The sequence below is a fragment of the Pseudomonas sp. D4-21 genome, assembly GCF_051132125.1.
GTDB lineage: Bacteria > Pseudomonadota > Gammaproteobacteria > Pseudomonadales > Pseudomonadaceae > Aquipseudomonas.
On record NZ_CP071664.1, the window covers coordinates 4,198,876 to 4,214,093 of the forward strand.

Annotated in this window: 15 protein-coding genes; 8 read left to right on the top strand and 7 right to left on the bottom strand. The window is 61.0% G+C overall.

Annotation, left to right across the window (positions count from 1 at the left end):
- Nucleotides 1-199: 199 nt before the first annotated feature.
- Nucleotides 200-2,491 (top strand): beta-glucosidase BglX, encoded by a 2,292-nt coding sequence (gene bglX / locus J3Q04_RS18705; protein WP_420766748.1) that lies wholly within the window; start codon nt 200-202, stop codon nt 2,489-2,491.
- A gap of 131 nt (nt 2,492-2,622) precedes the next feature.
- Here bglX and J3Q04_RS18710 read toward each other — a convergent pair whose 3' ends face one another.
- The 5 genes from J3Q04_RS18710 to J3Q04_RS18730 all read right to left on the bottom strand — a co-directional run bounded on the left by J3Q04_RS18710 (nt 2,623) and on the right by J3Q04_RS18730 (nt 7,053).
- Nucleotides 2,623-3,780, bottom strand: a complete 1,158-nt coding sequence (locus tag J3Q04_RS18710; RefSeq protein ID WP_434610045.1) for a phospholipase D-like domain-containing protein — start codon at nt 3,778-3,780, stop codon at nt 2,623-2,625.
- 1 nt (nt 3,781) lies between these two features.
- A complete protein-coding gene (locus J3Q04_RS18715) occupies nt 3,782-4,372 on the bottom strand; it encodes a YceI family protein (protein WP_420766750.1) in 591 nt (196 codons plus the stop codon).
- Nucleotides 4,373-4,603: 231 nt separating this feature from the next.
- Nucleotides 4,604-4,915 carry an amidase gene (locus J3Q04_RS18720; protein ID WP_434610043.1) on the bottom strand — a complete coding sequence of 104 codons (312 nt, stop codon included), beginning with the start codon at nt 4,913-4,915 and terminating at the stop codon, nt 4,604-4,606.
- Entirely contained in the window at nt 4,912-6,006 is a 1,095-nt protein-coding gene (locus tag J3Q04_RS18725; protein WP_434610041.1) for a serine hydrolase domain-containing protein, read from the bottom strand. The genes J3Q04_RS18720 and J3Q04_RS18725 overlap by 4 nt, the downstream gene beginning before the upstream one ends.
- Before the next feature lie 162 nt (nt 6,007-6,168).
- Nucleotides 6,169-7,053: an acyl-CoA dehydrogenase gene (locus J3Q04_RS18730; protein WP_434610039.1), complete on the bottom strand. Its 885-nt coding sequence runs from the start codon at nt 7,051-7,053 to the stop codon at nt 6,169-6,171.
- A 144-nt stretch (nt 7,054-7,197) separates the two neighbouring features.
- Between J3Q04_RS18730 and olsB the strand changes: the two genes are divergently transcribed.
- Together olsB and J3Q04_RS18740 are read left to right on the top strand one after the other, a co-directional pair.
- On the top strand, nt 7,198-7,953 hold the full coding sequence (gene olsB / locus J3Q04_RS18735; RefSeq protein WP_434562738.1) for an L-ornithine N(alpha)-acyltransferase: 756 nt from the start codon (nt 7,198-7,200) through the stop codon (nt 7,951-7,953).
- Complete coding sequence (locus J3Q04_RS18740; RefSeq protein ID WP_434610037.1) at nt 7,953-8,747, top strand: lysophospholipid acyltransferase family protein; 795 nt, start codon at nt 7,953-7,955, stop codon at nt 8,745-8,747. The genes olsB and J3Q04_RS18740 overlap by 1 nt, the downstream gene beginning before the upstream one ends.
- 115 nt (nt 8,748-8,862) lie before the next feature.
- Here the strand turns inward: J3Q04_RS18740 and J3Q04_RS18745 are convergent, their stop codons facing one another.
- Entirely contained in the window at nt 8,863-9,447 is a 585-nt protein-coding gene (locus J3Q04_RS18745) for an ACP phosphodiesterase (protein WP_434610035.1), read from the bottom strand.
- Nucleotides 9,448-9,599: 152 nt separating this feature from the next.
- On the opposite strand from J3Q04_RS18745, the gene J3Q04_RS18750 reads away from it, so the two are divergent.
- The 4 genes from J3Q04_RS18750 to J3Q04_RS18765 all read left to right on the top strand — a co-directional run bounded on the left by J3Q04_RS18750 (nt 9,600) and on the right by J3Q04_RS18765 (nt 12,973).
- Complete coding sequence (locus tag J3Q04_RS18750) at nt 9,600-9,902, top strand: ArsR/SmtB family transcription factor (protein ID WP_434610033.1); 303 nt, start codon at nt 9,600-9,602, stop codon at nt 9,900-9,902.
- A 17-nt stretch (nt 9,903-9,919) separates the two neighbouring features.
- A complete protein-coding gene (locus tag J3Q04_RS18755; protein WP_434610031.1) occupies nt 9,920-11,086 on the top strand; it encodes an MFS transporter in 1,167 nt (388 codons plus the stop codon).
- Between the two features lie 33 nt (nt 11,087-11,119).
- Nucleotides 11,120-12,169 carry an alkene reductase gene (locus tag J3Q04_RS18760; protein ID WP_434562730.1) on the top strand — a complete coding sequence of 350 codons (1,050 nt, stop codon included), beginning with the start codon at nt 11,120-11,122 and terminating at the stop codon, nt 12,167-12,169.
- Nucleotides 12,170-12,346: 177 nt separating this feature from the next.
- Nucleotides 12,347-12,973: a hypothetical protein gene (locus tag J3Q04_RS18765; protein ID WP_434610028.1), complete on the top strand. Its 627-nt coding sequence runs from the start codon at nt 12,347-12,349 to the stop codon at nt 12,971-12,973.
- A 199-nt stretch (nt 12,974-13,172) separates the two neighbouring features.
- Here J3Q04_RS18765 and J3Q04_RS18770 read toward each other — a convergent pair whose 3' ends face one another.
- On the bottom strand, nt 13,173-13,805 hold the full coding sequence (locus tag J3Q04_RS18770) for a TetR family transcriptional regulator (RefSeq protein WP_420766760.1): 633 nt from the start codon (nt 13,803-13,805) through the stop codon (nt 13,173-13,175).
- Nucleotides 13,806-14,059: 254 nt separating this feature from the next.
- On the opposite strand from J3Q04_RS18770, the gene J3Q04_RS18775 reads away from it, so the two are divergent.
- Nucleotides 14,060-15,217, top strand: coding sequence for an efflux RND transporter periplasmic adaptor subunit (locus J3Q04_RS18775; RefSeq protein WP_420766761.1), 1,158 nt, complete (start codon nt 14,060-14,062; stop codon nt 15,215-15,217).
- Nucleotide 15,218 lies beyond the last annotated feature (1 nt).

Here is a 15,218-nt window from a genome sequence, read left to right on the forward strand (position 1 = left end):
GGGCATAATCGCCGCCGCACTGGATCGAATCGGGTCTATGGGCTAAAAGATGCGCAGTGCGAAACTAAGTTCATCGGCACAGGTTCGAAAGTGTGCTGCATTTAACTGGATAACACCCGAACAACAATAGCCGTTCCTCACATTTAGGCTGACCGGCGTGTCCTGATCACCGCCCTTTAGGCTTGCGAGAAAACTATTCATGAAGAAGCTGTGTTTGCTGGGCCTGTTTGTCAGTCTGGCCAGTCAATCCGTATTAGCCGACAACCTGCCAGCCCCCATAGAGAACAAGGACGCTTTCATCAGCAGCCTGATGAAGCAAATGACCCTCGAGGAAAAGATCGGCCAGCTGCGCCTGATCAGCATCGGCCCGGAGATGCCCCGGGAGATGATCCGCAAGGAAATCGCCGCCGGCAACATCGGAGGCACATTCAACTCCATTACCCGCGATGAGAACCGTCCGATGCAGGACGCGGCCATGCGCAGCCGGCTGAAGATCCCGATGTTCTTCGCCTATGACGTGATTCATGGCCATCGCACCATTTTTCCGATTCCCCTGGCCCTGGCCTCGAGCTGGGACATGGACGCCATCTACCGCTCCGGCCGCATCGCGGCCAAGGAAGCAGCGGCCGACAGCATCGACATCACCTTCGCGCCCATGGTCGATATCTCCCGCGATCCACGCTGGGGCCGGACCTCCGAAGGCTTCGGCGAAGACACTTATCTGGTGTCGCGCATTGCCGGGGTGATGGTCAAGGCGTTCCAGGGCACCGGCGCCAACGCCGCCGACAGCATCATGGCCAGCGTCAAGCACTTCGCCCTGTACGGCGCCGTGGAAGGCGGCCGGGACTACAACACCGTGGACATGAGCCCGGTGAAAATGTACCAGGACTACCTGCCGCCCTATCGCGCCGCCATCGACGCCGGCGCGGGCGGGGTAATGGTCGCGCTGAATTCCATCAACGGCGTACCGGCCACCGCGAACACATGGTTGATGCACGACCTGCTGCGCAAGGAATGGGGCTTCAAGGGCCTGGCCGTCAGTGACCACGGCGCGATTTTCGAGCTGATCAAGCATGGCGTCGCTCGGGACGGTCGCGAAGCGGCCAGGCTAGCGATCAAGGCCGGCATCGACATGAGCATGAACGACTCGCTCTATGGCAAGGAGCTGCCAGGGCTGCTCAAGGCGGGCGAGATCGAGCAGAGCGACCTCGACAACGCGGTGCGTGAAGTGCTGGCCGCCAAGTACGACATGGGCTTGTTCAAGGATCCGTACCTGCGTATCGGCAAGGCCGAGGACGACCCGGCCGATGTCTATGCCGACAACCGCATGCACCGCGCCGATGCCCGTGACGTGGCGCGCCGCAGCCTGGTGCTGCTGGAAAACCGCAACCAGACTCTGCCCCTGAAGAAAACCGCGAAGATCGCCCTGGTCGGCCCGCTGGCCAAGGCGCCGATCGACATGATGGGCAGTTGGGCCGCCGCCGGGCGACCGGCGTTGTCGGTCACGGTGTATGACGGCATGGCCCGCGCGTTGGGCGGTGAGTCGAAGCTGATCTATGCCCGTGGCGCCAACATCACGGGCGACAAGAAGGTGCTCGATTACCTGAACTTCCTCAACTTCGATGCCCCGGAAGTGGTGGACGATCCGCGTCCGGCCCAAGTGCTGATCGATGAAGCGGTGAAAGCCGCGAAAGAAGCGGACGTAGTCGTCGCCGCCGTGGGCGAGTCCCGTGGCATGTCCCATGAATCGTCGAGCCGTACCGAACTGAACATCCCCGCCAGCCAGCGCGAGCTGATCAAGGCCCTGAAGGCCACCGGCAAGCCGTTGGTGCTGGTGTTGATGAATGGCCGCCCGCTGTCGTTGCTGGAAGAAAAACAGCAGGCCGATGCGATCCTGGAAACCTGGTTCAGCGGTACCGAAGGCGGCAACGCCATCGCGGACGTGCTGTTCGGCGACTACAACCCGTCGGGCAAGCTGCCGATCACGTTCCCACGCTCGGTCGGGCAGATTCCGACCTACTACAACCACCTGAGCATTGGTCGGCCGTTCACGCCGGGCAAGCCAGGCAACTACACCTCGCAGTACTTCGACGACACCACCGGCCCGCTCTACCCGTTCGGCTATGGGCTGAGCTACACGACGTTCAGCCTGTCGGACATGGCCCTGTCGTCCACCACGCTGAACAAGACCGGCAAGCTCGACGCCAGCATCACTCTGGAAAACACCGGCGATCGTGACGGCGAAACCGTGGTGCAGCTGTACATCCAGGACGTTACCGGCTCGATCATCCGTCCGGTGAAGGAGCTGAAAAACTTCCGCAAGGTCATGCTCAAGGCCGGCGAGAAGAAGGTCATCCACTTCGACATCACCGAAGACGACCTGAAGTTCTTCAACGCGCAGCTCAAGTACGCGGCAGAGCCAGGCAAGTTCAACGTGCAGATCGGCCTGGATTCCCAGGACGTGAAGCAGCAGAGTTTTGAGTTGCTCTGATCCAGCAACACCGCAATACCCTGTGGGAGCGAGCCTGCTCGCGAAGGCGATCTTTCAGTCATTGCATCATTGACTGTCAGGCCGCTTTCGCGAGCAGGCTCGCTCCCACAGTTGTATCCAAGGTGTTTGAACTAACCCCGCCGATCCAGCAGATTCACCACCACCCGATCCACCAACCCCCATACCCTTTGCTTGACGCGCTTCCAAAATGGCCGGCGCTGCCAGGTGTCGAGGCTCACTTGCAGGCTCTGCTCGAAGTCCCGTTCAAAACTGGCGGCCACGGCCTTGCTCAGCCCAGAGTCCAGTGCTTCCAGGTTGGCTTCGAGGTTGAAGCGCAGGTTCCAGTGATCGAAATTGCATGAGCCAATGCTGACCCAATCGTCCACCAGCACCATTTTCAAGTGCAGGAAGCAGGGCTGGTATTCGTAGATTTTCACCCCTGCCTTGAGCAAGCGTGGGTAATAGCGATGGCCTGCGTATCGCACCGATGGATGATCCGTGCGCGGGCCCGTCAGCAGCAGCCGCACGTCGATGCCTCGCGCCGCGGCCTTGCGCAAGGAGCGGCGCACGTTCCAGGTCGGCAAAAAGTATGGCGTGGCCATCCAGATGCGTTTCTGGCCGCTGTTCAATGCCCGGGATAGCGACTGCAGGATGTCGCGGTGCTGGCGGGCGTCGGCATAGGCGACCCGGCCCATGCCTTCGCCCACCGGCGGGACGCGAGGCAGACGGGGCAGGCCGAAATTGGACGCCGGTTTCCAAGCCCGTCGATGGCGGTTGGCAAGCCATTGGCGATCGAACAGCAATTGCCAGTCCAGTACCAACGGGCCGACGATTTCCACCATCACCTCATGCCAATCGCTTCGGTCGTCCGAAGGGTTCCAGAATTCGTCGGTGACCCCGGTACCGCCCACCACCGCCAAGCGTTGGTCGACCAACAGCAACTTGCGGTGATCGCGGTAGAGATTGCGCACCCAACGCCGCCAACTCAGGCGATTATAGAACCGCAGCTCCACGCCCGCCTGGATGAGGCGATTGCGCAGGCCCAAGGTAAATGCCAGGCTGCCATAGTCATCGAACAGACAGCGCACGCGCACCCCGCGCTCGGCCGCCTGGACAAGGGCCTGGACCATCGCCTCGGCGCAAGCGCCCGCTTCCACCAGGTACAACTCCAGTTCGACCTGTTCCTGGGCGCGGGCGATTTCCACCAGCATGCGCGGGAAAAATTGCGGGCCGTCGATCAACAGCTCGAAGCGATTGCCTTCACGCCAGGGAAAGACCGGGCCGCTCATGTCAGCGCGCCGTGAAAATCAGCACCGCACTCACCGGCACCGACAGGCTGATGGTCGACAATCCGGCCAGGTCGCGCAGCTTCTCCAACCCCGGCGCCAGGTCGAAATCCGCCGCGTTGAGCACCACCGGTTCCAGGGTCACGACCTGAAAACGCCGCTCATCCAGGCGAGTCGCCAGCAGTTGGACGTTGTACTCATGCTGCTTGCCATGCAGGTCCACGGTCACCGGCAGGCGCAGTTCCAGTTGCGCGCCGTTGGCCAGGTCCTGGATCGGCATCAGGTCGAGCTGCGCGGTGATGGTGGCTTCGGCGAATTGCTTGATATCGAACAACTCGGCGCGCATGCGCTCGTCCCGCAGGGGGATACCGCTGTTGATGGATTCGAGTTCGACCTCCAGCCGTGCCTGGCCCTTGGGCTGGACCTGCCCATGAAGCACCAAGAAACGCTGGACTTCGGAGACATTGCCGTTTTTGCTGCTGATAAAGGACAGTCGCGAGGACTCACCATCCAGGTACCAGTCGGCCTGGGCCGGCAGCGTGGCGCAGGCCAGGAGCAAGGTGGTGACAGCGCGAGAAAATAACCGCTTGAACATACAGACTCGGGGGGCAGATAAACCTGTGGCGAACCTTAACCGGGCCGAGGGCGCTTGCAAACTGTCTGTTTCACAACATCGCTGCTTCCGACATAACCCAGTGGCGAGGGAGCTTGCTCCCGCTGGGCTGTGAAGCAGCCCCAAGTCGCGATTGACTGATGGATTTGCGAGCGCTGCGCACTCGAGCGGGAGCAAGCCCCCTCGCCACAAAAGGCATCGCTGAAACAGCATTCAGGGTTCTAACCGACAGCCTTCCCGCTCCCCCATCCACCGCGCACTGTGGCTACGCCCCAAGCCGCTGACTGTGATGCGTTTTGCTTCGACGGTCTCGAGGAAATCGCTGATCGGCACCGACTGCTTCACATAGCCGCGGCAATAGTCGGCAGGTTGCCGCATCACATAGCGGCACGAGCAGTATTCCTTCGCGGTATAGGCGCTGATGATGTCGGGGAACGCCCGCAAGGCCACCCGCTCCTGCCAGCCCCAACCGAACAGGCCAACAAGCAACATCGACAAAAGAATGAGCACTATCCTGCGCTTCATGGTTGCACCGTCCCGGCGAAGGCCGCCATGGCACGCTTGAGCAGTTCGTTGTGGCGATAGGTGCCGTCGCGGTCATCGCCGTAGCGCACGATCACCAGCCTGGCGCTGGGGATGACATACAGCGCCTGGCCCCAATGGCCCAGGGCGGCGAACGTATCCGGCGGCGCGTCGGGCCACGGGCGGGTCGACGGGTCGGCGCCGCGATTGAGCCACCAGTGTCCGCCAGGCACGGCTTCGTCCTGGCCCGCCTGAAACCGAGCGAAAGGCTCGCGGTTGAAGGCAATCCAATCCTTGGGAATCAATTGCCGGTCGCCCCAACGGCCATCGCGTTGCATCAGCAGGCCGACACGCGCCAGGTCCCGGCCGGTGAGATAGGCATAGGACGAACCGACAAACATGCCGCTGGCGTCGGTTTCCCAGGTCGCGTGGCGTATGCCCAGCGGCTCGAACAAGGCTGTCCAGGGGTAATCGGCATAACGCGCCGGGCCGACGATATTTTTCAGGGCTGCCGCCAGCAGATTGCTGTCGCCGCTGGAATAACGGAACACCTGCCCGGGTGGGCTGAAGCTGTCGTGCCTGGCGGTGAACGCGGCCATGGCGTGGCGTCCACGGGTATAGAGCATCGCCACGACCGAGGAATTGAGTGGCGCGTATTCATAGTCTTCTTGCCAGTCCAGGCCAGACGCCCAATGAAAAAGATCGGCCAGGGTCATGTCCGGATGTCGCTTGAGCGGCGGGTAGTACTGGGCGGCTGGATCATCCAGGGCAAAGCGTTTTTCACCGTAGGCGACGCCGAACACCGTCGCCAGCAGGCTTTTACTGATGGACCAGGTCAGGTGCGGGGTCTGTACGTCAGTCGGTCCGGCGTAGCGTTCGTAGACCAGTCGACCGTCCTGGATAACCACCAGCGCGTCGGTGCGGATGCCTTGGCGGGTGGCGTCGTCCCTGGGTGCAAAAGCGTAATGCGCCAAGGCTTCGATGGCCGGCCCACTCGAGGCCTGGCCGGTCGGCCATTGTTCGCCAGGCCAGACTTCGGCGCGGGCCGTCAGGGTCAGCAGCAGGAGCGAAAGCAACAACCAGCCTTTGGGCATGCGCGGGGCTCGCAGAGGTGAACTTGCAGAGCCTATTCAGACTTGATGACAGTTTAAGTTTTGGTGTTCGAAAGGACGCCATCGCGAGCAAGCTCGCTCCCACAGCAACCTTATGCGCGACGCAAAGCCCCGAAAGAGCGAGCTTGCTCGCGATGAGGCCCCTCAAATCGACGAAGACCCCAACGCCTTGTCCAACCGCTTGGCCCGCGCGCCCGCCGCGATGTCCATCACCGCCTTGTCACGCCCCCACATCTCACGCCACGCCGCCGGCCCATCGGCCAAGGCATCGTCCAACTCAGCATCGAGCCCTTTGAATTGGGCGAACAGCCCACCCAGCAACACATGCGCGACAGCACTCGAAGGGTTGTGGCGACTCGTCTGCGCGCAACCGGCGAGCAACGCCAACAGACGCAGTTGCAACGGCCGGGGCCAGCCGCATTCTTGCCCTAAGCCGTACAACCAGGCCGTCATCGCACTGAGCACGTAGACATCTTCCAAGGTGCGAAACGGTTTGACGTAGACGTCCCAGCCGTCGCCGGGGAGCAATTGGCACAGCGCACCGTCCAGCAACATCCGCCCATGGCTGATATCCGGCATGAACGGCAACGTCGGCAACTTTTCCAGCGTCACGCCCGGTTCGCCCGCATGCACCACCGCCAGGTTCAATCGCGGCGCCTCGTCGGGAGCCTCGCTCCGGGCCGCGACCAGCAACCACTCGGCGGCATCGCCCGCGGTGACGAAATCCTTGCGCCCGCTAAGCCGCAAGTCGGCGAGTCGGGTCTGCATGTCCGCCGGGCGCAAGCTGCGCTGCTCGGTTGCGCACAACGCACCGAGGCTTTGGGGCGCGCTCGGCCAAAGCGCCCGCAACGCCGCTTGGTAACCCACCAGAAACGCCAACCCGGGCGTGGCCATCGACCGACCGCCGACCACGGCCAACTCGAACGGCGTCACCGACCCCAAGCGATGCAGCAACGCGGCATAACCTTCGGCCAGATCCGCACAGGCGGGCAGCCGCTCGCCGCGTTCGATCAGGGTTTGCCAAGGCATCTGGGCCTCCTTGTGGGCTGTCATATAAGCATCACCAAAGCTTCATGGCGATGACACCGGGGCTACATAGCCTGACTTTGCACAACATGGCTGCATAAAGAAAGTCGACAGGCTGCAACTGAACAGCCCGCACGGAGATTCGCTATGACCCAGATCGCCCGCATCAGCGACACCGGCAATGAACGCCGCCTGCAAGCCGAACGCCTGATCGGCGCCCAGGCCTTGCAAGAAGCACAGGCCCTGCGCTTCAACGTCTTCAGCGGCGAATTCAACGCCAAGCTCAAGGGCGCGGAGATGGGTCTGGACATGGATGACTATGATGTTCACTGCGCTCACATTGGCGTACGCGACCTGAACACTGGCCGCCTCGTGGCCACCACTCGCCTGCTCGACCACCAGGCCGCCAGCAGCCTGGGCCGGTTCTACAGCGAAGAAGAATTCGCCCTCCACGGCCTAATTCATCTCCAAGGCCCGATTCTGGAAATAGGCCGTACCTGCGTGGACCCGGCCTACCGCAACGGCGGTACCATCGCGGTGCTCTGGGGCGAGTTGGCCGAAGTCCTCAATCAAGGCGGCTACAGCTACTTGATGGGTTGCGCAAGCATCCCGATGCAGGACGGCGGCATCCAGGCCCAGGCAATCATGCAGCGCCTGCGCGAGCGCTACCTGTGCACCGAACACCTGCAAGCGGTGCCGAAAAAGCCGTTGCCGGCTTTGGACGTCCCGTCCAACGTCATCGCCGAAATGCCCCCGCTGCTCAAGGCCTACATGCGCCTGGGGGCGAAAATCTGCGGCGAGCCCTGCTGGGATGAAGACTTCCAGGTGGCCGACGTGTTTATCCTGCTCAAGCGCGACGAGCTCTGCCCGCGTTATGCCCGTCACTTCAAGGCGGCGGTCTGATGAGCCGGTTGCGGGTGTACGCGCGAGTCGCACGAGTATTGCTGGTCGTCACCCTGGGCCTGGCCATGGCCAGTGTGTTCGGGATGCTGGAACGTCTGGGACTCGCTCATTCGATGGTGCGCCGCCAGCGCTGGTCGCGTTTCTTCATGGCGCGGCTGACCAATGCCCTGCCCTTTCGCGTCACCGTCCATGGGCAACTGCCGAAACAGCCGATGCTGTGGGTCAGCAACCACGTGTCCTGGACCGATATCCCACTGCTGGGCATGCTCACGCCCCTGTCGTTCCTGTCCAAGGCCGAAGTGCGTACCTGGCCGGTCGCCGGATGGCTGGCAGCCAAGGCCGGCAGCCTGTTCATCCGTCGTGGTTCGGGCGACAGTCAGTTGATTCGCAAGCAGATGAGCCGTCACCTGGAGCAGGCCTATCCGCTGCTCATGTTCCCCGAAGGCACCACCACCGACGGCCGCACGCTGCGCACTTTCCACGGCCGCCTGTTGTCGGCGGCCATCGATGCCGACGTGGCCTTGCAACCGGTGGCGATCCGTTACCTGCGCAAGGGCGAACCCGATTTGCTGGCGCCGTTCATTGGCGATGACGATCTGCTGTCGCACCTGATGCGATTGTTCGCCAATGATCGTGGCGATGTGGAAATCCATCTCTTGGAGCCGATTGCTTGCCACGGCCAGGAACGCGCGGCCCTGGCTTTCCAGGCCCAACAAGCGGTACACAAAGCATTGTTCGGCGAAATGCCCGAGAAGCAGACAATGCCGGTTCGGCCGGCGGCGATTGCGGCTTGATCCAGGATATTGTGCAGTTCCCCCTGTGGGAGCGAGCCTGCTCGCGAAGACGGCGCATCAGTCGATAAATATATTAGCTGACACACCGCTTTCGCGAGCAGGCTCGCTCCCACAGTTAGTTTTGTGGCGTGACTTGGCCCAGCGCAAAATCCTGCAACTGCGGATAGAACAACCGAAAGTCTTCGCTCAACGGCTCATAGAGCCTGACCAGTTCTGACATCGCCCCCGCCAGTTCCTCCGGCCGCGATAGCCGCCGGGAAATGCCGCGCAGCACCTGGCCCAGCACCTCGAATTCCGTATACGACCCCAGCCAGTCGTCCGCCGCCATATAAGGTGCGATCTGCGCCAGCCGCCCCGGCAGTTGCGGTTCAGCAGCGAGGACCTGATAGACCCGGGAGGTGAAGTCCATCAGCGGTCCTTCGCTGTACAGCGTCCAATCCCGGGCCAGGCAATGGTCGAAGAATACATCCAGCACGATCCCGGCATAACGCCGCCGCACCGTGGAGAAACGCGACAAGGCGATATCCACCAGCGGATGGCGATCGGTGTACATGTCGATGCGTCGATGCAGGGCTATCGCCGCTTCGATCCGCGGGTTGAATTGGCCCTGCAGCGGCCCTTTGACGAAGTCGCCATAAAGGCTGCCGAGCAGTTGTTCCCGGCCAGGGCCGCCGAGGTGCAGGTGCGCGAGATAGTTCATGGCCCGCAGCTTAGCACCCCGACGCCTATATCGTTATAACCCGATATAGCGATTTGTAAGATCTTCAGATCAAATACATATTGGTATATCGCGAAGCAACGATTTAAGGTTCGCCTCATCTCGATATAGCGTTATTCATGTGAGCTGCCCCAATGACTCTCGACCTCGACGAAATAATAAAAGCCCTGGCACACCCAGTACGGCGAGACATCCTCAACTGGCTCAAGGACCCCAAGGCCCAGTTTCCCGAACAGTTGCACAACCACGAATTCGGCATCTGCGCGGGCCAGATCGACCAGCGCTGCGGCCTGTCGCAGTCCACGGTTTCGGCGCATCTGGCGGTGTTGCAACGGGCCGGGTTGATCACCAGCCAGAAGGTCGGCCAATGGCACTTCTTCAAACGCAACGAGGAAGCGATCCAGCAGTTCCTCAAGCAAATGAGCCAAGAGCTCTAAACCGACAAGGATTCGAAATGCCCCTTTCACTCTTGATTCTGGCGCTTAGCGCCTTCGCCATCGGCACGACGGAATTCGTCATCATGGGCCTGTTGCCCGATGTGGCGGCGGACCTGGGCGTATCGATTCCCGGCGCCGGCTGGTTGGTGACCGGCTACGCCCTGGGCGTGGCCATCGGTGCGCCGTTCATGGCCCTGGCCACCGCGCGACTGCCGCGCAAGGCTGCGTTGGTGGCATTGATGGGGATTTTCATTGTCGGCAACCTGCTCTGCGCAGTAGCCAGCGACTACAACGTGCTGATGTTTGCCCGAGTCGTCACCGCCCTCTGCCACGGTGCGTTCTTTGGCATAGGCTCGGTCGTCGCCGCCGGCCTGGTGGCGCCCAACAAGCGTGCCTCGGCCGTGGCCCTGATGTTCACCGGCCTGACCCTGGCCAATGTGCTTGGCGTACCGCTGGGCACTGCATTGGGCCAGCAAGCCGGCTGGCGCTCGACCTTCTGGGCCGTGACGATCATCGGCGTGATTGCCCTGATCGGTCTGATCCGCTTCCTGCCGGCCAAGCGCGACGAGGAAAAACTCGACATGCGTTCAGAGCTGGTGGCGCTCAAGGGCGCCGGCTTGTGGCTGTCGTTGAGCATGACCGCGCTGTTCTCCGCCTCGGTATTCACCCTGTTCACCTACGTCGCCCCGCTGCTCGGCGAAGTGACCGGCGTGTCGCCCCGTGGCGTGACCTGGACCCTGGTACTGATCGGCCTCGGCCTGACCCTGGGCAACATCATTGGCGGCAAGCTGGCGGACAAGAGCCTGGCGAACACGCTGATGGGCGTATTCCTGACCATGGCCGTCGTGTCCACCGTCCTGAGCTGGACCAGCGTGGCGCTGATCCCGACCGAGATAACGCTGTTCCTGTGGGCCACCGCCTGCTTCGCCGCCGTGCCGGCCCTGCAGGTCAACGTGGTGACCTTCGGCAAAGACGCGCCCAACCTGGTGTCCACCTTGAATATCGGCGCCTTCAATATTGGCAATGCCTTGGGCGCCTGGGTCGGCGGCACTGTCATCGACCATGGCCTGGGCCTGACCACCGTGCCCCTCGCCGCCGGCGCGCTGGCCGTGCTGGCGCTGCTGGTGACCCTGATCACTTTCCGTCAGGGCGGCCATGCCGACCTGGCAACTGCCACTCACTGACTTCTGATCCTTCACTTTGCGAGGTTGTATTTCATGGCAACAATTTTCGACCCCATCAAACTCGGCGACATCGAACTGAAGAACCGCATCATCATGGCCCCGCTTACCCGCTGCCGCGCCGACGCAGGCCGCGTACCCAACGCCTTGATGGCCGAATACTACGTGCAACGCGCTTCCGCCGGCCTGATCCTCAGCGAAGCCACGTCAGTCACGCCAATGGGCGTGGGTTATCCGGACACCCCTGGCATCTGGTCCAACGACCAGGTACGCGGCTGGGCCAACGTGACCAAAGCCATCCACGGCGCCGGCGGCAAGATCTTCCTGCAGCTCTGGCACGTGGGCCGGATCTCCCACCCTTCCTACCTGGACGGCGAACTTCCAGTGGCACCGAGCGCCATCCAGCCCAAGGGCCACGTGAGCTTGGTTCGCCCGTTGGCTGACTACCCGACGCCGCGAGCACTGGAAACCGCTGAAATCGCCGACATCGTCGATGCCTACCGCGTCGGTGCCGAAAACGCCAAGGCCGCCGGTTTCGACGGGGTGGAAATCCATGGTGCCAACGGCTACCTGCTCGACCAGTTCCTGCAAAGCAGCACCAACCAGCGCACCGATCACTACGGCGGCTCCCTGGAAAACCGTGCTCGCCTGCTGCTGGAAGTCACCGATGCGGCCATCGAAGTCTGGGGCGCCGGCCGCGTGGGCGTACACCTGGCGCCGCGCGCCGACTCCCATGACATGGGCGACGAGAACCGTCTGGAAACCTTCAGCTATGTCGCCCGCGAGCTGGGCAAGCGTGGCATCGCCTTTATCTGCTCCCGCGAGAAAGAAGGCGACGACAGCATCGGCCCACAACTCAAGCAAGCCTTCGGCGGCCCGTACATTGCCAACGAGCGCTTCACCAAGGAAAGCGCCAACGCCTGGCTGGCAGCAGGCAAGGCGGACGCCGTGGCGTTTGGCGTGCCATTCATTGCCAACCCGGACCTGCCGGCACGCTTGAAAGCCGACGCGCCATTGAACGAGCCGCATCCGGAAACCTTCTACGGGAAAGGCCCGGTGGGTTATATCGATTACCCTGTACTTTAATCTCCACCTCTATAAAAGCCCTGCCTCGAAAGAGCCAGGGCTTTTTTAATTTCCAATATTCGGTCAAACATAAGAACTTTGTAATCAAGGCAAAGCCGCTCATTATCAGGAACAGTGAGCGCATACGGCGTTCCCCTCCTGCCATTGAAAGGCAACATTGAAAAAAGGAATTTGAGAATGAATGACGCGACGGACAGCACCCCACCGGCCAATAACGACCTTATCGAGAGACTCCTTTCACAGTTCCGCTTTTTGCCCTTGTCAGTCTTGTACGAGCAATTCAAGTCACTCGACACGACAGAGTACGCCGAGGCACTTAACGCCTTGATAGAAAAGAATAAAAAGAACGATGAGGTCGACCGGAAGATTCAAGCCTGGGAGCAAGAAAAGATTCGCCAGGATAAAATCCGATTGCTGGTCAAGATATTCAACCACACCGACCAGGCTTTTCAATTTCGCGAAAATAACCTCAACTTGAACGCCATTGATCATGATTTCATCAATATCCGTCGCGGGGATATCCAGGCGTTGAAATTCGACTTCTCGTACGTCAGGACATTGCGCAGCCGTAGCAAGGATATGTTCCAACACTTCATTGTGTTTGGCGACAAACAATGTGGATTCCGCTTCGATTTCGGCTTACGCGTGGAGACTTCTTTTGGCGTTTTCACCCCCACCCTGACACCGGTACGGACCCATAACGTGACCTCTATTGGCGCAACGCCCGTCAATTGCACAACTCGCATCACGCACGCGGCGGAGGGAGAACCCTACGGCTTTACCGTAGAAATCGTAATTAGCTGAAGATACTGCCCCGTCAGGCCAACCCGATGGGGCACATATTTCCACTTTGTAAGCGCACCGGGCCACTGCGCTTACAACCGCGAAACAATTTTCCTACAAAATTCGCCACCGATTTTATATACCCTTGGCCGACGTCAGTTTATAAAGCCTTTCTCACGCGCCCGTATTGACACAAACCGATTCAATTACGCATTTTGTTTCATTTGCGAAGGCTAGGGCTCAGGTGCAGCATATCCAGCCCGATGTCCACCCAGCGTTCGGCTTCATTCGCCAGGGCGAAACTGTCTGGAGCCAGCAACCACTGGTAAAGAATGCCGTCGATATAGGCATGGATGGCAACCGCCGCCCTTTCGGGATTGAGGTCATCCGGCAACTGGCCGCGTTTCATTGCATTGCGCAACGACAAGGCGATACGCACGTTGCAGTCGAGGCTGACTTCACGTCGCTGCTGGCGCAAATCGCACATTTCATCGGTGAACTCGCACTTATGGAACAGAATCTCATTGATGCGCCGGGTTTTCGGGTCCAGGGCCACCTGCTGGAACAACCGTACCAACAACTTGCGCACGCACCCCAGGGGATCAAGCTCTTCCTCGTTTTCGCTCGCGCGGGCCAATTCATCGAGCGGTTCATGCAGCGTATCGAGCATGGCCTGGAGCAGATCCGCCTTGTTGCTGAAATGCCAATAGATGGCGCCCCGTGTCACACCGGCGAGCGTCGCGATATCGGCCAGCGTGGTACGCGCAACGCCTCGCTCGAAGAAGGCTTTTTCGGCCGCTTCGAGTATCTGGCTGCGAGTCTCCAAGGCTTCCTCTTTGGTACGACGGACCATGGCAGTAAACACCTCAATCAGGATGCGTAAGGATCAGCAGGACAATCTATAGGCAACGTCTGCCTGCACGCGTCCCCGGTCCGCATTGGCCTTTGTCAGGCTTTTGTAAATCCGGATGGTACGCAATTTGGCTGTTTACAAACAACCGTGTACGTAAGTATATTTCTTAGCATCCTACTAATTGCTTATCTGGCTCTTTTTTTCACCTTTCACTTTCGAGCGCGCCTGTTACGCGCCTGGACCCGAGGATTTCCATGCAATTCAAGCCAGCTGTTACCGCTCTGGTCACTGCCATCGCCCTGGCATCGCTGCTCAGCGGATGCAAAAAGGAAGAGGCTGCACCCGCGCCTCCCCCTCCTCAGGTCGGCGTCGTAACCCTCAAGACCCAGCCTTTTACCCTGACCTCTGAACTGCCGGGCCGCACCAGTGCGTTCCGCGTTGCCGAAGTGCGCCCTCAGGTCAATGGCATCATCCTCAAGCGCCTGTTCAAGGAAGGTGCCGACGTCAAGGCCGGCCAGCAGCTGTACCAGATCGACCCCGCCGTTTACGAAGCGAACCTCAAGAGCGCCGAGGCCAACCTGCGTTCCACCAAGTCGATCGCTGATCGCTACAAGCAATTGGTTGATGAACAAGCCGTGAGCCGCCAGGAATACGACACTGCCATGGCCAATCGCCTGGAGTCGGAAGCCAGCCTGCAGACCGCGCAGATCAATGTGCGGTACACCAAGGTCTATGCGCCGATTTCAGGTCGCATCGGACGTTCCTCGGTGACCGAAGGCGCGCTGGTCAGCAACGGGCAGACCGATGCCCTGGCGACCATCCAGCAACTCGACCCGATCTATGTCGACGTGACGCAAAGCTCCGTCGAGCTCCTGCAACTGCGCCGCGAGCTGGAAAGCGGCCGCCTGCAGAAGGCCGGCGACAACGCCGCCATGGTCAAGCTGACCCTGGAAGACGGCAGCCAGTACCCCCATGAAGGCAAGCTCGAATTCTCCGAAGTCTCGGTCGACCAGACCACCGGCTCCGTGACCTTGCGCGCCGTGTTCCCCAACCCCGACCACACGTTGCTGCCGGGCATGTTTGTCCACGCGCAACTGCAGGCTGGCGTGAACAGCGCGGCGATCCTGGCACCGCAGCAAGGCGTGACCCGCGACCTCAAGGGTACGCCGACCGCCATGGTCGTGGGCGCCGATAACAAGGTCGAACTGCGTCAGCTCAAGGCCAGCCGCACCGTTGGCAACCAATGGCTGATCGAAGACGGCCTCAAGGCCGGTGATCGCCTGATCACCGAAGGGTTGCAGTACGTACGGCCAGGGGTAGAAGTCAAAGCCACCGAAGCCACCAACGTTGGCGCTAAGAACCCGGCCCCCGCTCAGGCAGCTGACAAAGCCGCCGGCGGCAAAGGGGAGTAAA